This is a genomic window from Microbacterium sp. RD1, from assembly GCF_052220165.1.
Lineage (GTDB): Bacteria > Actinomycetota > Actinomycetes > Actinomycetales > Microbacteriaceae > Microbacterium.
This window is the reverse complement of record NZ_JBQPOL010000004.1, coordinates 187,717-201,818: the sequence shown is the minus strand read 5'-3', so window position 1 is coordinate 201,818 and position 14,102 is coordinate 187,717. Positions and strand designations below refer to the sequence as shown.

Here is a 14,102-nt window from a genome sequence, read left to right as displayed (position 1 = left end):
CTGCGATCGATCCTACTGATTCGCGCGCGCTCGCTGGGGAGGCCCGCCCCGTCTGGATAGGCTGAGCGCATGGCAGCCCAGGGGTCTCGCGCGGTCGGAGTGGACATCGGCGGAACCGGCATCAAAGCCGGCGTGGTCGATTTGGAAGCCGGTCAGCTGGTGAGCGACCGGATGAAGGTGCCGACGCCGACCGGAGCGAAGCCGAAAGACGTCCTGGACGCCGTCGAGCAGGTGCTCGATTCGCTGGGCGTGGCCGGTGACACCGACATCCCGCTCGGCGTGGCATTCCCCGCGATCGTGAAGAACGGCCGCACCCTCTCGGCCGCGAACGTGTCGGAGGAATGGATCGGCTTCGAAGCGGAGAAGTTCTTCGAAGACGGCCTCGGCCGCGACATCCACTTCGCCAACGACGCCGATGTCGCCGGCATCGCCGAGCTGCGCTACGGCGCCGCGAAGGGCGTCGACGGTCTGGTCATCCTCACGACCCTCGGCACCGGCATCGGCTCGGCGCTCATCTACGACCAGGTGCTCGTCCCCAACAGCGAGCTCGGGCACCTGCAGCGTGCCGGCCACAAGCGCGATGCCGAGGGCTACGCCGCCTACTCCGCGATGGAGCGCGAGGAGCTGTCGTGGGAGAAGTGGGCGAAACGCCTGCAGTGGTACTACGACTACGTGGAATTCCTGTTCAGCCCCGACCTGATCATCGTGGGAGGCGGCGTGTCCAAGCACTCCGACGAGTTCCTCCACCTCCTGAAGCTGAAGGCGCCGATCGTGCCCGCGGTGCACCGCAACAACGCCGGGATCATCGGTGCCGCCGCGCTCGGCCTCGCCGTGCCCGAGGCGACGTCCGCCGTCACCGAGTAGCCCGAGTCTCGGCCACTCCGGCTGCGCAACTCCGCAAACCCGAACCGCATCCGGCCGAAACGGGCCCGATTGGCCCCGGCCTCTCGAATCGTGAGGAGTTGGGAAGCGCCGGTGCGCCGGAGGGGGCGGGATCGAGGGCGAATGGGCCGGCCTGTACGCCGGGTTCTGTCCGGGAGCCGAGGCTCCGTGGACGGTCATCTCTCTCGGCGACACGTTGCCGTGCCGCTCCAGCGGTCTACCCGGGGACTCGGCGGGCCGCGTCAACATCCCCTGTCTGACCTTGCTCCGGGCGAGGTTTACCGTGCGAGCCGTGTCACCACGGCCCCGGTGGTCTCTTACACCACCCTTTCACCCTTACCGGGGTCTCCCCCGGCGGTCTGCTTTCTGTGGCACTGTCTCGCGGATCACTCCGGGTGGGTGTTACCCACCGCCCTGCCCTGTGGAGCCCGGACGTTCCTCGGTGCGGTTGCCCGCCACGCGACCGTCCAGCCGACCCATTCGCAAGCCGAGTGTAGCCGCCGCGTCAGTCCTTCTCCGCGCTGTCGGTGATCTTGAGGTCGAGGAGGAAGTCCACAGGGAACTCCCCGAACAGCAGGCGGCCCGCGGATGCTGCCGCCTCACGCACCGCGGATGCGACGGCCTCGGCGTGCTCGTCAGGGGTGTGCACGATGATCTCGTCGTGGAGGAAGAACGCCAGATGCGGACGAGTCGCGAACACCGCGCCCGAGCGCGGTGCCGCCGCATCCGTCGCCACCTCCGGGAGAGCCGCGAGACGACCGCGGAGGTCGGCGAGCCACGCCAGCGCCCACTCCGCCGCCGTTCCCTGGACCACGAAATTGCGCGTGAACCGCCCCCGGTCACGCGCGGATCGCCGCGCGCGGGACTCATCCATCTCTGATGCCGCCACGTCACTGGCACCCGACTGCACGGCCGCCCACCCGGCGGACGGCGGCGGTGACGAACGTCCGAGCCACGTCGACACGGTGCCGCCGGCCTCACCGACTCGCGCGGCGTCGTCGACGAACGCCATCGCCCGCGGGAAGGCACGTCGAAGCCGTGGCACGAGCCGGCCGCTGTCGCCGCTCGTCGCCCCGTACATCGCGCCGAGCAGCGCCACCTTCGCCTCCGCGCGCGTGGTCAGCGCACCCTGAGCGACGATGCCCGCGTACAGGTCGCGCCCTCGTGCCGCCTCGGCCAGCGCAGTGTCGCGCGACATCGCCGCGAGGATGCGGGGCTCCAGCTGCGCGACGTCGGCGACGACGAGCGACCAACCGGGGTCGGCCCGCACCGCCGGGCGGAGCTGACGCGGAATCTGCAGCGCGCCGCCGCCCGAAGACGCCCATCGACCGGTGACGACGCCGCCGGGCACGTAGACCGGCCGGAATCGCCCGTCGCGCACCCACTCGCGCAGCCACGCCCACCCGTTGGCGGTGTAGAGGCGCATGAGGCGTTTGTAGGCGATGAGCGGCTCGACGACGGGATGGTCATGCCGCTGCAACTCCCAGCGGCTGGTCGAGTCCACGAGCACGCCGGCGCGATGGAGCGCCCGCAGCAGCTTCGGCTGCGAGTCCAGGCTCGCCGAGAGGTCGCCGAGGGCCGCACGCACCTCGTCGGCGCGGCGCTGGATCTCCGTCGGGAGACCGCCGGCGTGTCGCTCGCCGAGCGCCGCACGGAGGATCCGGTCATGCTCTTCGCCGTCCCACGGGAGCCCCGCCGCGTGCAACTCGCATGCCAGCAGCGCGCCCGCCGACTCCGCGGCGAGGAGGAGGCGGAGCGCCCCGGGGTCGCGCGCACCGGCGAGGGCGCTGCGCTGCCGGGAGAACTCCGCCACGGCGGCCTCGATGTCGTCTGGCGGACCGCCCGCGGAGGCGCCGAGGTCGAACAGGGCGTCGGCCGAACTCGTCTCCGGCGTCGATGCGTCCCATTCGCTGCGTCGCCGCAGGCCCGCGTCGTCGACGACTCCCGCCGCGTCCCGCAGGATCGCGTGCGCGAGCCGCAGATCGTGCGCGCGAGCGACGCGGATGCCGGCGGCCAACAGCGCGCCGTACCACGCCGGGGTGTCGTGCCACACCCAGCGGGGAGCATCCGCGCGTTCCCGCTCCGCCACCCAGCTTGCGAGGGTGACGACGCGCTCGCGAGCGCGCTCCGAACCGTCGGGCGCCAGCTCCACGGCGACCACTCTCCCGGATTCTCGGCCGAGGACGATCCAGCCCGGCTCAGCCCTGTCCATCAGCGGGCCCACGGCGGAAGCTCTCCCGCCGGTCCATGGCCTCGTTCGCCGCGCTGTCGGCGCGCGAATTCGACAGGCGGGGGACCCACTCGAACGTCACCGAACGGCCGGCGATGGTCTCCCGGGCGCGGTGGGCGAGGTCCTGCAGCGCGGGATGCTTGATCTTCCAGCGCCCCGTCATCTGTTCGACGACGAGTTTCGAATCCATCCGCACGTGCACCGCCGCATCCGGATCGAGCTCGAAGGCTGCTTCCAAGCCCGCCACCAGCCCGGTGTACTCCGCGACGTTGTTGGTCGTGACGCCGAGGAAGACTCCGACCTCGGCGCGCACGAGTCCTCCCTCGTCGAGCACCACCGCGCCTCCTGCAGCGGGGCCCGGATTGCCGCGCGAGCCGCCGTCGGCTTCGACGACGAGCCGGCTCACAGCCCGGACTCCTCCGTCCGGACGAGGATCGCGCCGCATTCCGGGCATGTCAGCACGGCGTCCGCCGAGGCGGCGCGGATGCTGCTGAGGTCGGTCCCCGAGAGCACCATGTTGCACGCCTCGCACGTGCCGCGCCGCAGGAGGCCCGCGCCGTTGCCGCGAGCGGCGAGGCGGTCGTACATCGCCAGCAGGTCGGACGGCACGGACGCCGCGACAGCGGCCCGGTCACGCGTGGCAGCCTCGAGGTCACGCGTCGCGTCGGCCACCGCGGTCTTGGCCTCGGCGCTCAGGCGAGCGCCCTCGGCATTGGTCTCGGCGAGAAGTGCTTCCTGCGCCGTCACCTCGCTCTCGGCCGTCTCCAGTCGCTCCATGACGGACAGCTCGCCGTCCTCGAGGTCGCTCTTGCGCCGCGCGAGGGATGCCAGCTCGTTCTCGAGGCTCTGGGCCTCCTTGGCGTTGGCGCTGGCCGCGAGGCGCTGGGCGTCGCGCTCCGCGCGTGCATCGACGACGGCGACATCCGATTCGATGCGGGAGAGCTCGGCGCGCAGGTCGTCGCGAGCGCCGGCGAGCCGGGCCAGCTCCTGCGTCAGCGTCGAGCGATGGGTGAGGAGCTCCTGCACGCGCGCCGCCTGAGGCGGATTCGCCTTGGCGACCTCTGTGCGGCGGATGCGCACGTCGAGTTCGGCGAGATCGAGCAGTCGGCGCTGGTCGGCGGGGTCGGCGTTCACTCCACCAACCTACTCGCAGGCCGCCGACACACCCCCGTCGGGACGGGTCTTCTGCCACGACCGAGCGCTCCGGGGCAAGAGGCCCGGAGACGTCGGTCGTCGCCGGTTACGGTGGAGGAACGACGATCAAGGAGTGGAGTCCGCGATGAGCTGGAGCATCGACCCCGATCTCGCCCGCACCGTCTGCACGAGCACCGACGAACAGGCGGGCCAGCTGGACGAGGTGGCGACGTCGGTCGCGAACGCCTTCGACGGCGCGCAGACCGCCGTCGACGGGATCGGCGAGACCTCGGCTGCCCTCGGAGAGGTGGCGGCTGACCCGTTCCTCATCCAACTCGCCGGGATGAGGCGGATGGTGAGCACGGTGACGCAGACGACCCGCGCGGTCATCGACTATTACGACGCGACCGACTACGCCATGGCCGCGCAGACGCAGGAGACGATGCGGGGGCTCGAACCGTGAACCCGCCCGTCCGTATCCCGAGCGCCGCAGCCGTGTCGGCGGCCGCCGACACGCTCGCGAGCTCGCTCGACGCCCTCGACGACGCGCTCCTGGACATCACCACGTCGTGGGGAGGGTTGAGCGCGGTGTACGCCGCGCCCGAGGCCGAGATCGCCTACGGTGCGCTCGCCCCGCTGAACACCGAGGGCGACACGTTGGCCTCCTCGCTCGCCACCGCGGTATCGGCGCTGCGCACGTACGCGGAGGCGCTCAACGGCCTGGAGACGCGACGTGCCGCGATCGTGGCGGACATCGCCGATCTCCAGACGCAGGACGCGGGCGCCCCGGAACCGGGGGCCTCGACCGAGGCCGAGGTCCGCGCCGCCCGCAACGCCTTCGACGCCGACGCCGCGACGGCGGACGCGGACTGCGCCCGCGCTCTTCGTGCCCTCCGACAGCACTTCACGTGGGACGTCTCGAACTCGCTGGACCCGCTCACCGGGACCCCGGGCGGCGCCGTGCAGGGTCTGGCCGCGGAGCTCCTGCGCCGGTATCGCGGGACGCTGCTCGTCCCGGGACCGGGCGCGCTCATCCCGGACGAGCTGCGCCTGAGCCCTTCGTCGATCAACCCGACGTGGCCGCGGGAGATCCGTGGCGGCCAGACGTGGGTGCAGCGCCCCTCCGGCCTGTGGATGCTGGAGAGCAACCTGCTGCCGGATGGCCCGGTCCCCTCGACGAACCTTCCGGGCTGGAACGGGCGGCCGATGTTCACCGGCACGCCCGAGATCGGCGCTCCGCCCGCGTGGGCCGGGCACGCGGGCCGCGCGCTGAGCGTCGCCGGCGCGGGCCTGACCTATTGGAGCGTCTACAGCGAGAGCTACAACGACACCCTGACGCGTCATCCGGACTGGACGGATGAGGAGCGTCAGCAGGAGGCGCTGGTGGACTCCGCTGTCGTCGGCACGGCCTCGGTCGCCGGCGGGGCCGGCGGGGCGTGGGCGGGCGCGGCGGCAGGAGCCGCGATCGGCTCGATCTTCCCCGGTCCCGGCACGATCATCGGAGGCATCATCGGCGGCGTGATCGGCGGCATCGGCGGCGGGTGGCTGGGCGGCGAGGCCGCGCAGGGCGTCGTCGATGAGGTCCGCGGCGACACCGATGACGTCATCATGGCGCCGGGTCCGCTCGGGGAGCCGACCGAGTCGTCGGGTCCGGTCCTGTGAGCACCGTCCTGTGAACGGCGTCGCCTGGGTCCTCGCCGCCGCGTTCATCGTGGCCGGCGTGCTCGCCTACACCGGTCGCTGGAAGGGGTGGATCGCCACGGCGCGCGGCTACGGCACGTACATCGGCTTCTCCTTGCTGTATCTCGGCGTGGCGTTCGCCCTCGCCGGTCTGGCTCTGTCGCTGGCCGACGTCAGCCGGCCGGCGTTCCTGATCCTCATCGCCGTGGCGGGGGTCGCCCTCGTCCTCGCCGTCATCGGATTCTGGTGGCTCCCGCGCTTCCTCGTGCCCGAGTGGTTCCGACGCCTGCGCTCGAGCGCCCTCGGCCGGAAAGGTCCGTCATGACGACCCCGCACCCCGACGCCTCGACGACCACCGGCGCCACGGTGGTCGAGACGCGGCACGCCATCCTCCCCCGTCCCGAGTCCTTCGCGGCCGAGGCCCACGAGGGCGCCGACGTCGTTCTCGCGTTCACGGGGGGCGCCGCCGGATTCCGGCCCAATCTCGTGCTGACATCGGTGCCCAGCACCGCGCCGCTCACGGATGCGTCGCTGACGGCGGTGCTCGCGGCCCCGCAGCAACACCCCCGTGCGCGCGTGCTGAGCTGCGACGCGTGGGACCTCGATCCCGCAGACGGCCTCCCGCGCGCCCGCCGCATCGTGTTCGCGTACCGAGCAGATGAGGGGCGCGACGTGCTCGTCCACAAGTGGGTGTGGGCGACCGGGGCCGAGCATGTGCACCTGTCCGCGAGCTGTCTCCCCTCACAGGCGCACGTCTTCGCGCCGGTGTTCAGCGCCGTCGCCTCGGGGGTCGAGCTGACGGCTGATCCGGATGCGGTGCGTGCGGCGGCGCGCGCGATCGGTGCCGCACCGCTGCAGCCGCAGCTCTCCGAGCGCGTGGGGTTCCCGCTGGAGGATGTCTCCTCCGTGCCGGTCGCGCCGTTCGTCGCGCAGGGAGCGCTCGTGAGCATCGGCGCGCTCCAGCCGCTCCTGACCGGTGCCGAGCGAGGACGGATCGGGGCAGCCCGCGGAGTGCTCGCACGGTCGGACCGCGCGGGCGCATCCGCACGGCTCCTGGCCGATGCGGGGTGGATCGATGACCGCTCGCGTCTCACGCCGCTCGGTGCGGGCGTCGCCGACATCCTGCGGGCGAACCGGCACGTCGCCACGATCACACTGCGCCGCGCCGAGAGATCCGAATCGCTCACGGCATACGCCGGGCAGGATGCCGCCCTCGTGGTGTGCGGTGCGGGTCTAACCGAGCCTCCGCTCGACGGCCCCGACTCCCGGCGCGCGGCCGTGGTGCCGGCGGAGCATCTGCCGGCGATCCTCGCCGCCTGGGCAGGGGTACGGCCGTTCTGGTCGGTCACCGACGAGGACGAGCGGGTAACGCCGGACGAGCTGGAGGCGCACGTCGCCGCGACGGGCGGCGACGGTTCCGAGGCGTGGACCGGCGTCCTCGTCCGCACGCCCCAGGGCGAACGGTACGACGTCCTGTCGCCCTCGCGCGGATTCCTGCGGATCGGCCCGCCGACCGAGGCAGGGCACGCCGTGGGCGCCGAGCCGTCGGGCGCGCTGTTCGATCTGCTGCTCGACGCCTGCGATCGCGCCTTCTCCGCACGCTGACGCCGACGCCCGATGCATTCTCGAGGAGAGGCTCGGAGAAGTGGGCCCTGCCGGGATCGAACCGACGACATCCACGGTGTAAACGTGGCGCTCTACCAGCTGAGCTAAAGGCCCGTGCTCCGAGTGTACGAGGTGCCGTCTTGTGTTCCGGCGACTCGGTAGGCTGGGACATGGTGCTTGTGCGCAGCGAACAACGGATGTGCCACACCTATAGCGATTGCCTGGCACGATCTGCCAGCAGAAGAAAGGTCTTCCGTGACTGTTCACGACCAGGATCCGTACTCGCAGGACGCCAGCGACAGCGACCCGGAAGAGACCGCCGAATGGCAGGAGTCTCTCCGTCAGCTCGTGCAGGCCAAGGGCCACGGTCGTGGCCGGGAGATCATGCTGAGCCTGCTGAAGTCGTCGAAGGACCTGCACCTCGGTGTGCCCATGGTTCCCACCACCGACTACATCAACACGATCGCCCCCGAGAACGAGCCCGACTTCCCCGGTGACGAGGAGGTCGAGCGCCGCTACCGGGCGTGGATCCGGTGGAACGCCGCGATCACGGTGCACCGCGCGCAGCGCCCCGGAATCGGCGTCGGCGGTCACATCTCCACCTATGCCTCCTCCGCCGCCCTCTACGAGGTCGGCTTCAACCACTTCTTCCGCGGTGCCGACCACCCGTCGGGCGGCGACCAGATCTTCATCCAGGGCCACGCCTCCCCCGGCACCTACGCCCGCGCGTTCCTCGAGGGGCGCCTGACGGAGGATCAGCTCGACGGTTTCCGCCAGGAGAAGTCGGCGGCGCCGTACGGCATCCCGTCGTACCCGCATCCGCGTCTGATGTCGGAGTTCTGGCAGTTCCCGACGGTGTCGATGGGTCTCGGCCCGATCAACGCCATCTACCAGGCGATGACGAACAAGTACCTCACCAACCGCGGCATCAAGGACGTCGGCGACTCGCACGTGTGGGCGTTCCTCGGTGACGGCGAGATGGACGAGGTCGAAAGCCGTGGCCAGTTGCAGGTGGCCGCGAACGAGGGTCTGGACAACCTGACCTTCGTCGTCAACGCGAACCTGCAGCGCCTGGACGGCCCGGTACGCGGCAACGGCAAGATCATCCAGGAGCTGGAGAGCTTCTTCCGCGGCGCCGGATGGAACGTCATCAAGGTGGTGTGGGGTCGTGAATGGGACGACCTGCTCGCGCGCGACTCCGAGGGCGCGCTGCTCAACCTCATGAACGTCACCCCCGACGGCGACTACCAGACCTACAAGGCCGAGAGCGGCGCCTACGTGCGCGAGCACTTCTTCGGCCGTGACGAGCGCGCTGCCGCTTTGGTCAAGGACTACAGCGACGAGCAGATCTGGAACCTCAAGCGCGGTGGCCACGACTACCGCAAGGTCTACGCCGCCTTCAAGGCCGCCGTCGAGCACAAGGGCCAGCCCACGGTCATCATCGCCAAGACCATCAAGGGCTACGGTCTGGGTCCGCACTTCGAGGGTCGCAACGCCACCCACCAGATGAAGAAGATGACCCTCGACGACCTCAAGCTCTTCCGGGACGCGATGCACATCCCCGTCAGCGACGCGCAGCTCGAGGAGAACCCGTACCTGCCGCCGTACTACAACCCGGGCGCGCAGGACGAGACGATCCAGTACCTCCTGGAGCGCCGCCGGGCGCTCGGCGGCTTCCTGCCGGAGCGCCGGTCGCATCACGTGGGGCTCTCGCTCCCCAGCGACGAGGCCTATGCCCTCCCCAAGAAGGGGTCGGGCACGCAGGAGGTGGCCACGACGATGGCCTTCGTGCGGCTGCTGAAGGATCTGCTGCGGGTGAAGGACTTCGGTCACCGCATCGTCCCGATCATCCCCGACGAGGCGCGCACCTTCGGGATGGACGCGTACTTCCCGACCGCGAAGATCTACAACCCGAACGGTCAGCACTACACCTCGGTCGACCGTGAGCTCCTCCTCGCCTACAAGGAGAGCCCGCAGGGGCAGATCGTCCACGTCGGCATCAACGAGGCCGGCGCCCTCGCCGCGTTCACCGGCACCGGAACCTCGTACGCGACGCACGGCGAGCCGCTCATCCCGGTCTACGTCTTCTACTCCATGTTCGGATTCCAGCGCACCGGCGACGCGCTGTGGGCGGCCGGCGATCAGATGGCCCGCGGCTTCCTCATCGGAGCCACCGCCGGCCGCACGACGCTGACCGGCGAGGGGCTCCAGCACGCCGACGGTCACTCGCCGCTGCTGGCCTCCACCAATCCGGCCGTCCTCAGCTACGACCCGGCCTACGGGTACGAGATCGCCCACATCGTGCGTTCCGGCATCGAGCGCATGTACGGCGGCAACCACCCCGATCCGAACGTCATGTACTACCTCACGGTGTACAACGAGCCGCTGGTGCAGCCGGCCGAGCCCGAGGGCGTGGACGTCGACGGCATCGTCCGTGGCATCCACCGCATCTCCGAGGGCTCCGGCGAAGGCGCCCGCGCGCAGATCCTCGCCTCCGGCGTGGGCGTCCCGTGGGCGCTCGAGGCGCAGCGGTTGCTGAGGGATGACTGGGGGGTGAGCGCCGACGTATGGTCGGTGACGTCGTGGGGCGAGCTCCGCCGTGACGGACTCGCTGCCGACGAGCACAACTTCCTCCAGCCCGAGGCGGAGCCGCGCACGGCGTACATCACGCAGAAGCTGGCCGGCACCCCAGGCCCGGTGGTCGCCGTCAGCGACTTCGAGCACGCGGTGCAGGAGCAGATCCGTCCGTGGGTGCAGCACAACTTCCACACCCTCGGCGCCGACGGCTTCGGGTTCTCGGATACGCGACCCGCGGCGCGCCGGTTCTTCAAGATCGACGGACCGTCGATCGTCGTGAAGACCCTGCAGGCCCTCGCCGCCGAGGGAACCGTCGACAAGACCCTCTCGGCGCAGGCGATCGAGAAGTACCGTCTCCACGATGTCACGGCCGGAACCAGCGGCAACGCCGGCGGAGAGAGCTGAGGCGGGGCGACCCGCACCGCAGATGAGTGAACGTGGCGCTGCTTCGCTGAGCAAGTCGGACACCCTGGCGTGGCTGCGCCGGATCTCCGGCGACCTCGCCACGGCCACCATCCAGCGACTGGAGGACTCGCTCCCCTGGTACGCCGAGATGCCGCCCGCGCGGCGATCGGCGGTCGGGCTGGTGGCGCAGGCCGGCATCACGTCGTTCATCCAGTGGTTCGAAGACCCGACCTCGACGCCGTGGATCGCGGCGGACATCTTCGCCGCGGCGCCGCGGGAGCTGCTGCGCAGCGTCAGCCTCCAGCAGACGCTGCAGCTCATCCGCGCCACCGTCGAGGTGACCGAGGAACGCGTCGCCGGTCGCGGCGACGATGTGCGCGAGGCGATTCTGCTGTACTCGCGCGAGGTCGCTTTCGCCGCCGCCGATGTGTATGCGCGCGCGGCCGAGGCCCGCGGTCTGTGGGACGCGCGCCTGGAGGCGCTCGTCGTGGACTCGATCCTGACCGGCGAGGCCGACGAGGAGCTGCCGAGCCGGATCGCCGCCCTCGGATGGCACGGCCACGGCGAGGTCGCCGTCCTCGTGGGCACCACTCCCCCCCAGCTCGATGTGGACCAGCTCCGCCGGACAGCGCGCAAGCTCGGCGTCGACGTGCTGATCGGCGTACAGGGCACGCGTCTCGTGCTCGTGGTCGGACGTGCGCAGGCGCGCGGTGAGGACGCCGGGCCCGAGCTGCCGTTCCCCGAGATCGCTCGCCGCCTCGAGCCGGGTTTCGGAACGGGACATCTGGTGCTCGGGCCGGCGGTCCCCGCGCTCGTGGACGCCAGCCAGAGCGCACGCGCCGCCCTCGCGGGCTTCGCGGTCGCCCGCGCGTGGCGCGGCGCCCCGCGCCCGGTCGACGCCGACGACCTGCTGCCCGAGCGCGCCCTGGCCGGCGATCCGCTGGCCAAGCACACGCTCGTCGAGCGCATCTACCGGCCGTTGCAGGCGCACAGCACCGACCTCGTCACGACCCTGTGGAGCTATCTCGACAACGGCCGATCGCTCGAGGCGACCGCGCGCGAGCTTTTCGTGCATCCGAACACGGTGCGCTACCGCCTCAAGCGGGTCTCCGAGGTGATCGGCTGGGATGCCACCGGGCCTCGGGAGGCGCTCATCCTCCAGACCGCTCTCATCCTCGGCGCTATCGGCACCGACGCCACCCGCAGACGCCCGCCGGCGCTGCGCCGCACGAACGCATGATCGGTGCGCCGTCCGCGCCGCTGCTGTGGAGCGGACACAAAGGACTTCGCGATTCTTGTCGCACCATCTCCGAAAGCGGGCGCCGAATCCTTGACAGGATGGAACGGTGATCATCGCCGTCTTCCCCGGGCAGGGTTCGCAGACTCCCGGCTTCCTGACCCCCTGGCTCGAGCTCGACGGCGCGCGGGAGCGTCTAGAGCGCTACTCCGATCGAGCGGGTGTCGATCTCGTCGCTGCCGGCACCGAATGGGACGCCGACCAGATCCGTGACACCAAGGTCGCGCAGCCCCTCATCGTGGCCGCGAGCCTGCTCTCCTGGCACCAGCTCACATCCGGCACCGACGCGCGGGCCGGCGGCGTCGCCGGACACTCGGTCGGCGAGATCGCGGCGCTCGTCGCTGCCGGGGTGTTGTCCGACGACGACGGCATGCGCCTCGTGGGCCTTCGCGGACGGGCGATGGCGGATGCGGCGGCGCTGGAGCAGTCCGGCATGAGCGCGGTCGTCGGCGGCGACGCGACCGAGGTCCTGGCGCGACTGCAGAGCCTGGACCTCACCCCTGCCAACCACAACGGCGGCGGGCAGATCGTCGCGGCAGGGAGCCTCCCCGCCCTCGCGGAGCTGGCGGACGAGCCGGTCGCCGGAAGCAGGGTCATCCCCCTGCAGGTGGCAGGCGCCTTCCACACCCGCTATATGGTCCCCGCCGTCGACGCCCTCCGCGAGGCCGCATCGCAGCTGGCACCCGCCGATCCGGCGGTGACCGTGTGGACCAACGCCGACGGGTCCGTCGTGGCCGACGGACGCAGCGCCCTCGACCTCCTCGTGTCCCAGGTCGCCTCCCCGGTCCGCTGGGACTTGTGCATGGCCGCGTTCGGCGAGGCGGGAGTCACGGGCGTCATCGAACTCGCGCCGGCCGGCACCCTCACCGGCCTCGTCAAGCGCGGCCTCCGGGGGACGCCGACGGTCGCGGTGAAGACACCCGACGATCTTGCTGCAGCCGTCGCGCTGCTGAAGGGAGAGGCCGCATGAGCGCCGTCCTCACACAATCTCAGGGCCCCGCCCACACCCGCATCTACTCATATGGTGCGGCTCGAGGCGAGCGCGTCGTCCCCAACGACGACCTCGTCGGCCCCATCGACTCCTCCGACGAGTGGATCCGGCAGCGCACCGGGATCGTCACCCGGGTGCGGGCCAATCCCGAGACCACCGCGATCGAGATGTCGACGTATGCGGCGGCCGAGGCCATCGAGCGGTCCGGGATCGCGGCATCCGAGATCGACACGGTCATCATCGCGACGATCAGCAATCCGCGGCAGACGCCGTCGGTCGCCGCGATCGTGGCGGACCGCGTAGGGGCGAATCCCGCCGCGGCGTACGACATGAACGCCGCGTGCGCCGGCTTCGCCTACGGCGTCGCCCAGGCCGACGCGCTGATCCGCTCCGGCGCCTCCCGCTACGCCGTTGTGGTGGGGGTGGAGAAGCTCAGCGACATCGTGGACCCCACCGACCGGAGCATCTCGTTCCTCCTCGGCGACGGCGCCGGCGCCGTCGTCATCGGTCCCAGCGACACGCCGGGCATCGGCCCGACGGTGTGGGGCTCGGACGGCTCGAAGGCCGACGCCGTGACGATGAACCACACCCTCGTCGACTTCCGCGACGGCAAGGTGCCGTGGCCGACCCTCCGCCAGGAGGGGCCGACCGTCTTCCGCTGGGCGGTCTGGGAGATGGTGAAGGTCGCTCGACGCGCACTCGAGGCCGCCGGCGTCCAGGCCTCCGACCTCGCCGCCTTCGTACCCCATCAGGCCAACATGCGCATCATCGACGAGTTCGCCAAGCAGCTCGGACTGCCCGAGAGCGTGGTGATCGGGCGCGATATCGAGACGACCGGCAACACCTCCGCCGCGTCCATCCCCCTCGCCACCCACCGGCTGCTGGAGGAGCACCCCGAGCTCAGTGGCGGTCTCGCCCTGCAGATCGGCTTCGGCGCCGGACTCGTCTTCGGCGCGCAGGTGGTCGTGCTCCCGTAGCCGTCGCCGCCCCGACCCTAGACTGAACGGGGCCCCGCGGGGCCCGCGAACCCCGAAGAACAGGAGAAACCATGGCATTCACCAACGACGAGGTCCTGGCCGGACTCGCCGAGCTCATCACGGATGAGACCGGCATCTCGGCCGACGAGGTGGCGCTGGAGAAGTCCTTCACGGACGACCTCGACATCGACTCCATCTCGATGATGACGATCGTCGTCAACGCCGAGGAGAAGTTCGGCGTGACCATCCCCGACGACGAGGTCAAGAATCTCAAGACCGTCGGCGACGCCGTCACCTACATCACGTCGAACCAGGCGTAATCGT

Annotated in this window: 13 protein-coding genes, 1 tRNA gene and 1 other RNA gene; 10 read left to right on the top strand and 5 right to left on the bottom strand. The window is 70.9% G+C overall.

Going from position 1 to position 14,102, the window contains the following annotated elements; translation table 11 throughout:
- Positions 1-69: 69 nt before the first annotated feature.
- Positions 70-864, top strand: a complete 795-nt coding sequence (ppgK, locus tag ACTU3I_RS17675; RefSeq protein WP_442927033.1) for a polyphosphate--glucose phosphotransferase — start codon at positions 70-72, stop codon at positions 862-864.
- A 138-nt stretch (positions 865-1,002) separates the two neighbouring features.
- Here the strand turns inward: ppgK and rnpB are convergent.
- The 4 genes from rnpB to ACTU3I_RS17655 form a co-directional block, all read right to left on the bottom strand.
- Positions 1,003-1,361: RNase P RNA component class A (gene rnpB / locus ACTU3I_RS17670), an RNA gene on the bottom strand.
- Between the two features lie 26 nt (positions 1,362-1,387).
- Positions 1,388-3,094 (bottom strand): bifunctional 3'-5' exonuclease/DNA polymerase, encoded by a 1,707-nt coding sequence (locus tag ACTU3I_RS17665; RefSeq protein WP_442927032.1) that lies wholly within the window; start codon positions 3,092-3,094, stop codon positions 1,388-1,390.
- Complete coding sequence (locus tag ACTU3I_RS17660; RefSeq protein WP_442927031.1) at positions 3,081-3,518, bottom strand: reverse transcriptase-like protein; 438 nt, start codon at positions 3,516-3,518, stop codon at positions 3,081-3,083. The genes ACTU3I_RS17665 and ACTU3I_RS17660 overlap by 14 nt, the downstream gene beginning before the upstream one ends.
- Positions 3,515-4,246 (bottom strand): zinc ribbon domain-containing protein, encoded by a 732-nt coding sequence (locus ACTU3I_RS17655; protein ID WP_442927030.1) that lies wholly within the window; start codon positions 4,244-4,246, stop codon positions 3,515-3,517. Before ACTU3I_RS17655 ends, ACTU3I_RS17660 begins: the two co-directional genes overlap by 4 nt.
- Positions 4,247-4,391: 145 nt before the next feature.
- On the opposite strand from ACTU3I_RS17655, the gene ACTU3I_RS17650 reads away from it, so the two are divergent.
- From ACTU3I_RS17650 to ACTU3I_RS17635, 4 genes are read left to right on the top strand one after another with little or no spacing between them, the layout of a single operon-like run.
- Positions 4,392-4,709 carry a DUF6507 family protein gene (locus ACTU3I_RS17650; RefSeq protein WP_442927029.1) on the top strand — a complete coding sequence of 106 codons (318 nt, stop codon included), beginning with the start codon at positions 4,392-4,394 and terminating at the stop codon, positions 4,707-4,709.
- Positions 4,706-5,908 carry a hypothetical protein gene (locus ACTU3I_RS17645; protein WP_442927028.1) on the top strand — a complete coding sequence of 401 codons (1,203 nt, stop codon included), beginning with the start codon at positions 4,706-4,708 and terminating at the stop codon, positions 5,906-5,908. The genes ACTU3I_RS17650 and ACTU3I_RS17645 overlap by 4 nt, the downstream gene beginning before the upstream one ends.
- Before the next feature lie 10 nt (positions 5,909-5,918).
- Entirely contained in the window at positions 5,919-6,251 is a 333-nt protein-coding gene (locus ACTU3I_RS17640; protein ID WP_442927027.1) for a hypothetical protein, read from the top strand.
- Positions 6,248-7,531, top strand: a complete 1,284-nt coding sequence (locus ACTU3I_RS17635; RefSeq protein ID WP_442927026.1) for a hypothetical protein — start codon at positions 6,248-6,250, stop codon at positions 7,529-7,531. Before ACTU3I_RS17640 ends, ACTU3I_RS17635 begins: the two co-directional genes overlap by 4 nt.
- Before the next feature lie 41 nt (positions 7,532-7,572).
- Here ACTU3I_RS17635 and ACTU3I_RS17630 read toward each other — a convergent pair.
- A tRNA-Val gene (locus tag ACTU3I_RS17630) sits at positions 7,573-7,645 on the bottom strand.
- Positions 7,646-7,786: 141 nt separating this feature from the next.
- On the opposite strand from ACTU3I_RS17630, the gene aceE reads away from it, so the two are divergent.
- From aceE to ACTU3I_RS17605, 5 genes are all read left to right on the top strand, one after another.
- Positions 7,787-10,513 (top strand): pyruvate dehydrogenase (acetyl-transferring), homodimeric type, encoded by a 2,727-nt coding sequence (gene aceE, locus ACTU3I_RS17625; RefSeq protein ID WP_442927025.1) that lies wholly within the window; start codon positions 7,787-7,789, stop codon positions 10,511-10,513.
- Between the two features lie 22 nt (positions 10,514-10,535).
- Positions 10,536-11,753, top strand: coding sequence for a PucR family transcriptional regulator (locus ACTU3I_RS17620; protein ID WP_442927024.1), 1,218 nt, complete (start codon positions 10,536-10,538; stop codon positions 11,751-11,753).
- Positions 11,754-11,859: 106 nt separating this feature from the next.
- The gene (locus ACTU3I_RS17615) at positions 11,860-12,780 is read left to right on the top strand and encodes an ACP S-malonyltransferase (RefSeq protein WP_442927023.1); all 921 of its coding nucleotides are present in this window, start codon (positions 11,860-11,862) and stop codon (positions 12,778-12,780) included.
- On the top strand, positions 12,777-13,778 hold the full coding sequence (locus tag ACTU3I_RS17610) for a beta-ketoacyl-ACP synthase III (protein WP_442927022.1): 1,002 nt from the start codon (positions 12,777-12,779) through the stop codon (positions 13,776-13,778). The genes ACTU3I_RS17615 and ACTU3I_RS17610 overlap by 4 nt, the downstream gene beginning before the upstream one ends.
- Positions 13,779-13,849: 71 nt before the next feature.
- Positions 13,850-14,098 (top strand): acyl carrier protein, encoded by a 249-nt coding sequence (locus ACTU3I_RS17605; protein ID WP_124293295.1) that lies wholly within the window; start codon positions 13,850-13,852, stop codon positions 14,096-14,098.
- Positions 14,099-14,102: the final 4 nt, after the last annotated feature.

Bases quoted from the DNA above. Each gene is read 5' to 3' on its own strand.
- ppgK (WP_442927033.1), top strand. From the start codon at position 70: ATGGCAGCCCAGGGGTCTCGCGCGGTCGGAGTGGACATCGGCGGAACC.
- ACTU3I_RS17665 (WP_442927032.1), bottom strand. From the start codon at position 3,094: ATGGACAGGGCTGAGCCGGGCTGGATCGTCCTCGGCCGAGAATCCGGG.
- ACTU3I_RS17650 (WP_442927029.1), top strand. From the start codon at position 4,392: ATGAGCTGGAGCATCGACCCCGATCTCGCCCGCACCGTCTGCACGAGC.
- ACTU3I_RS17635 (WP_442927026.1), top strand. From the start codon at position 6,248: ATGACGACCCCGCACCCCGACGCCTCGACGACCACCGGCGCCACGGTG.
- ACTU3I_RS17620 (WP_442927024.1), top strand. From the start codon at position 10,536: ATGAGTGAACGTGGCGCTGCTTCGCTGAGCAAGTCGGACACCCTGGCG.
- ACTU3I_RS17610 (WP_442927022.1), top strand. From the start codon at position 12,777: ATGAGCGCCGTCCTCACACAATCTCAGGGCCCCGCCCACACCCGCATC.
- ACTU3I_RS17605 (WP_124293295.1), top strand. From the start codon at position 13,850: ATGGCATTCACCAACGACGAGGTCCTGGCCGGACTCGCCGAGCTCATC.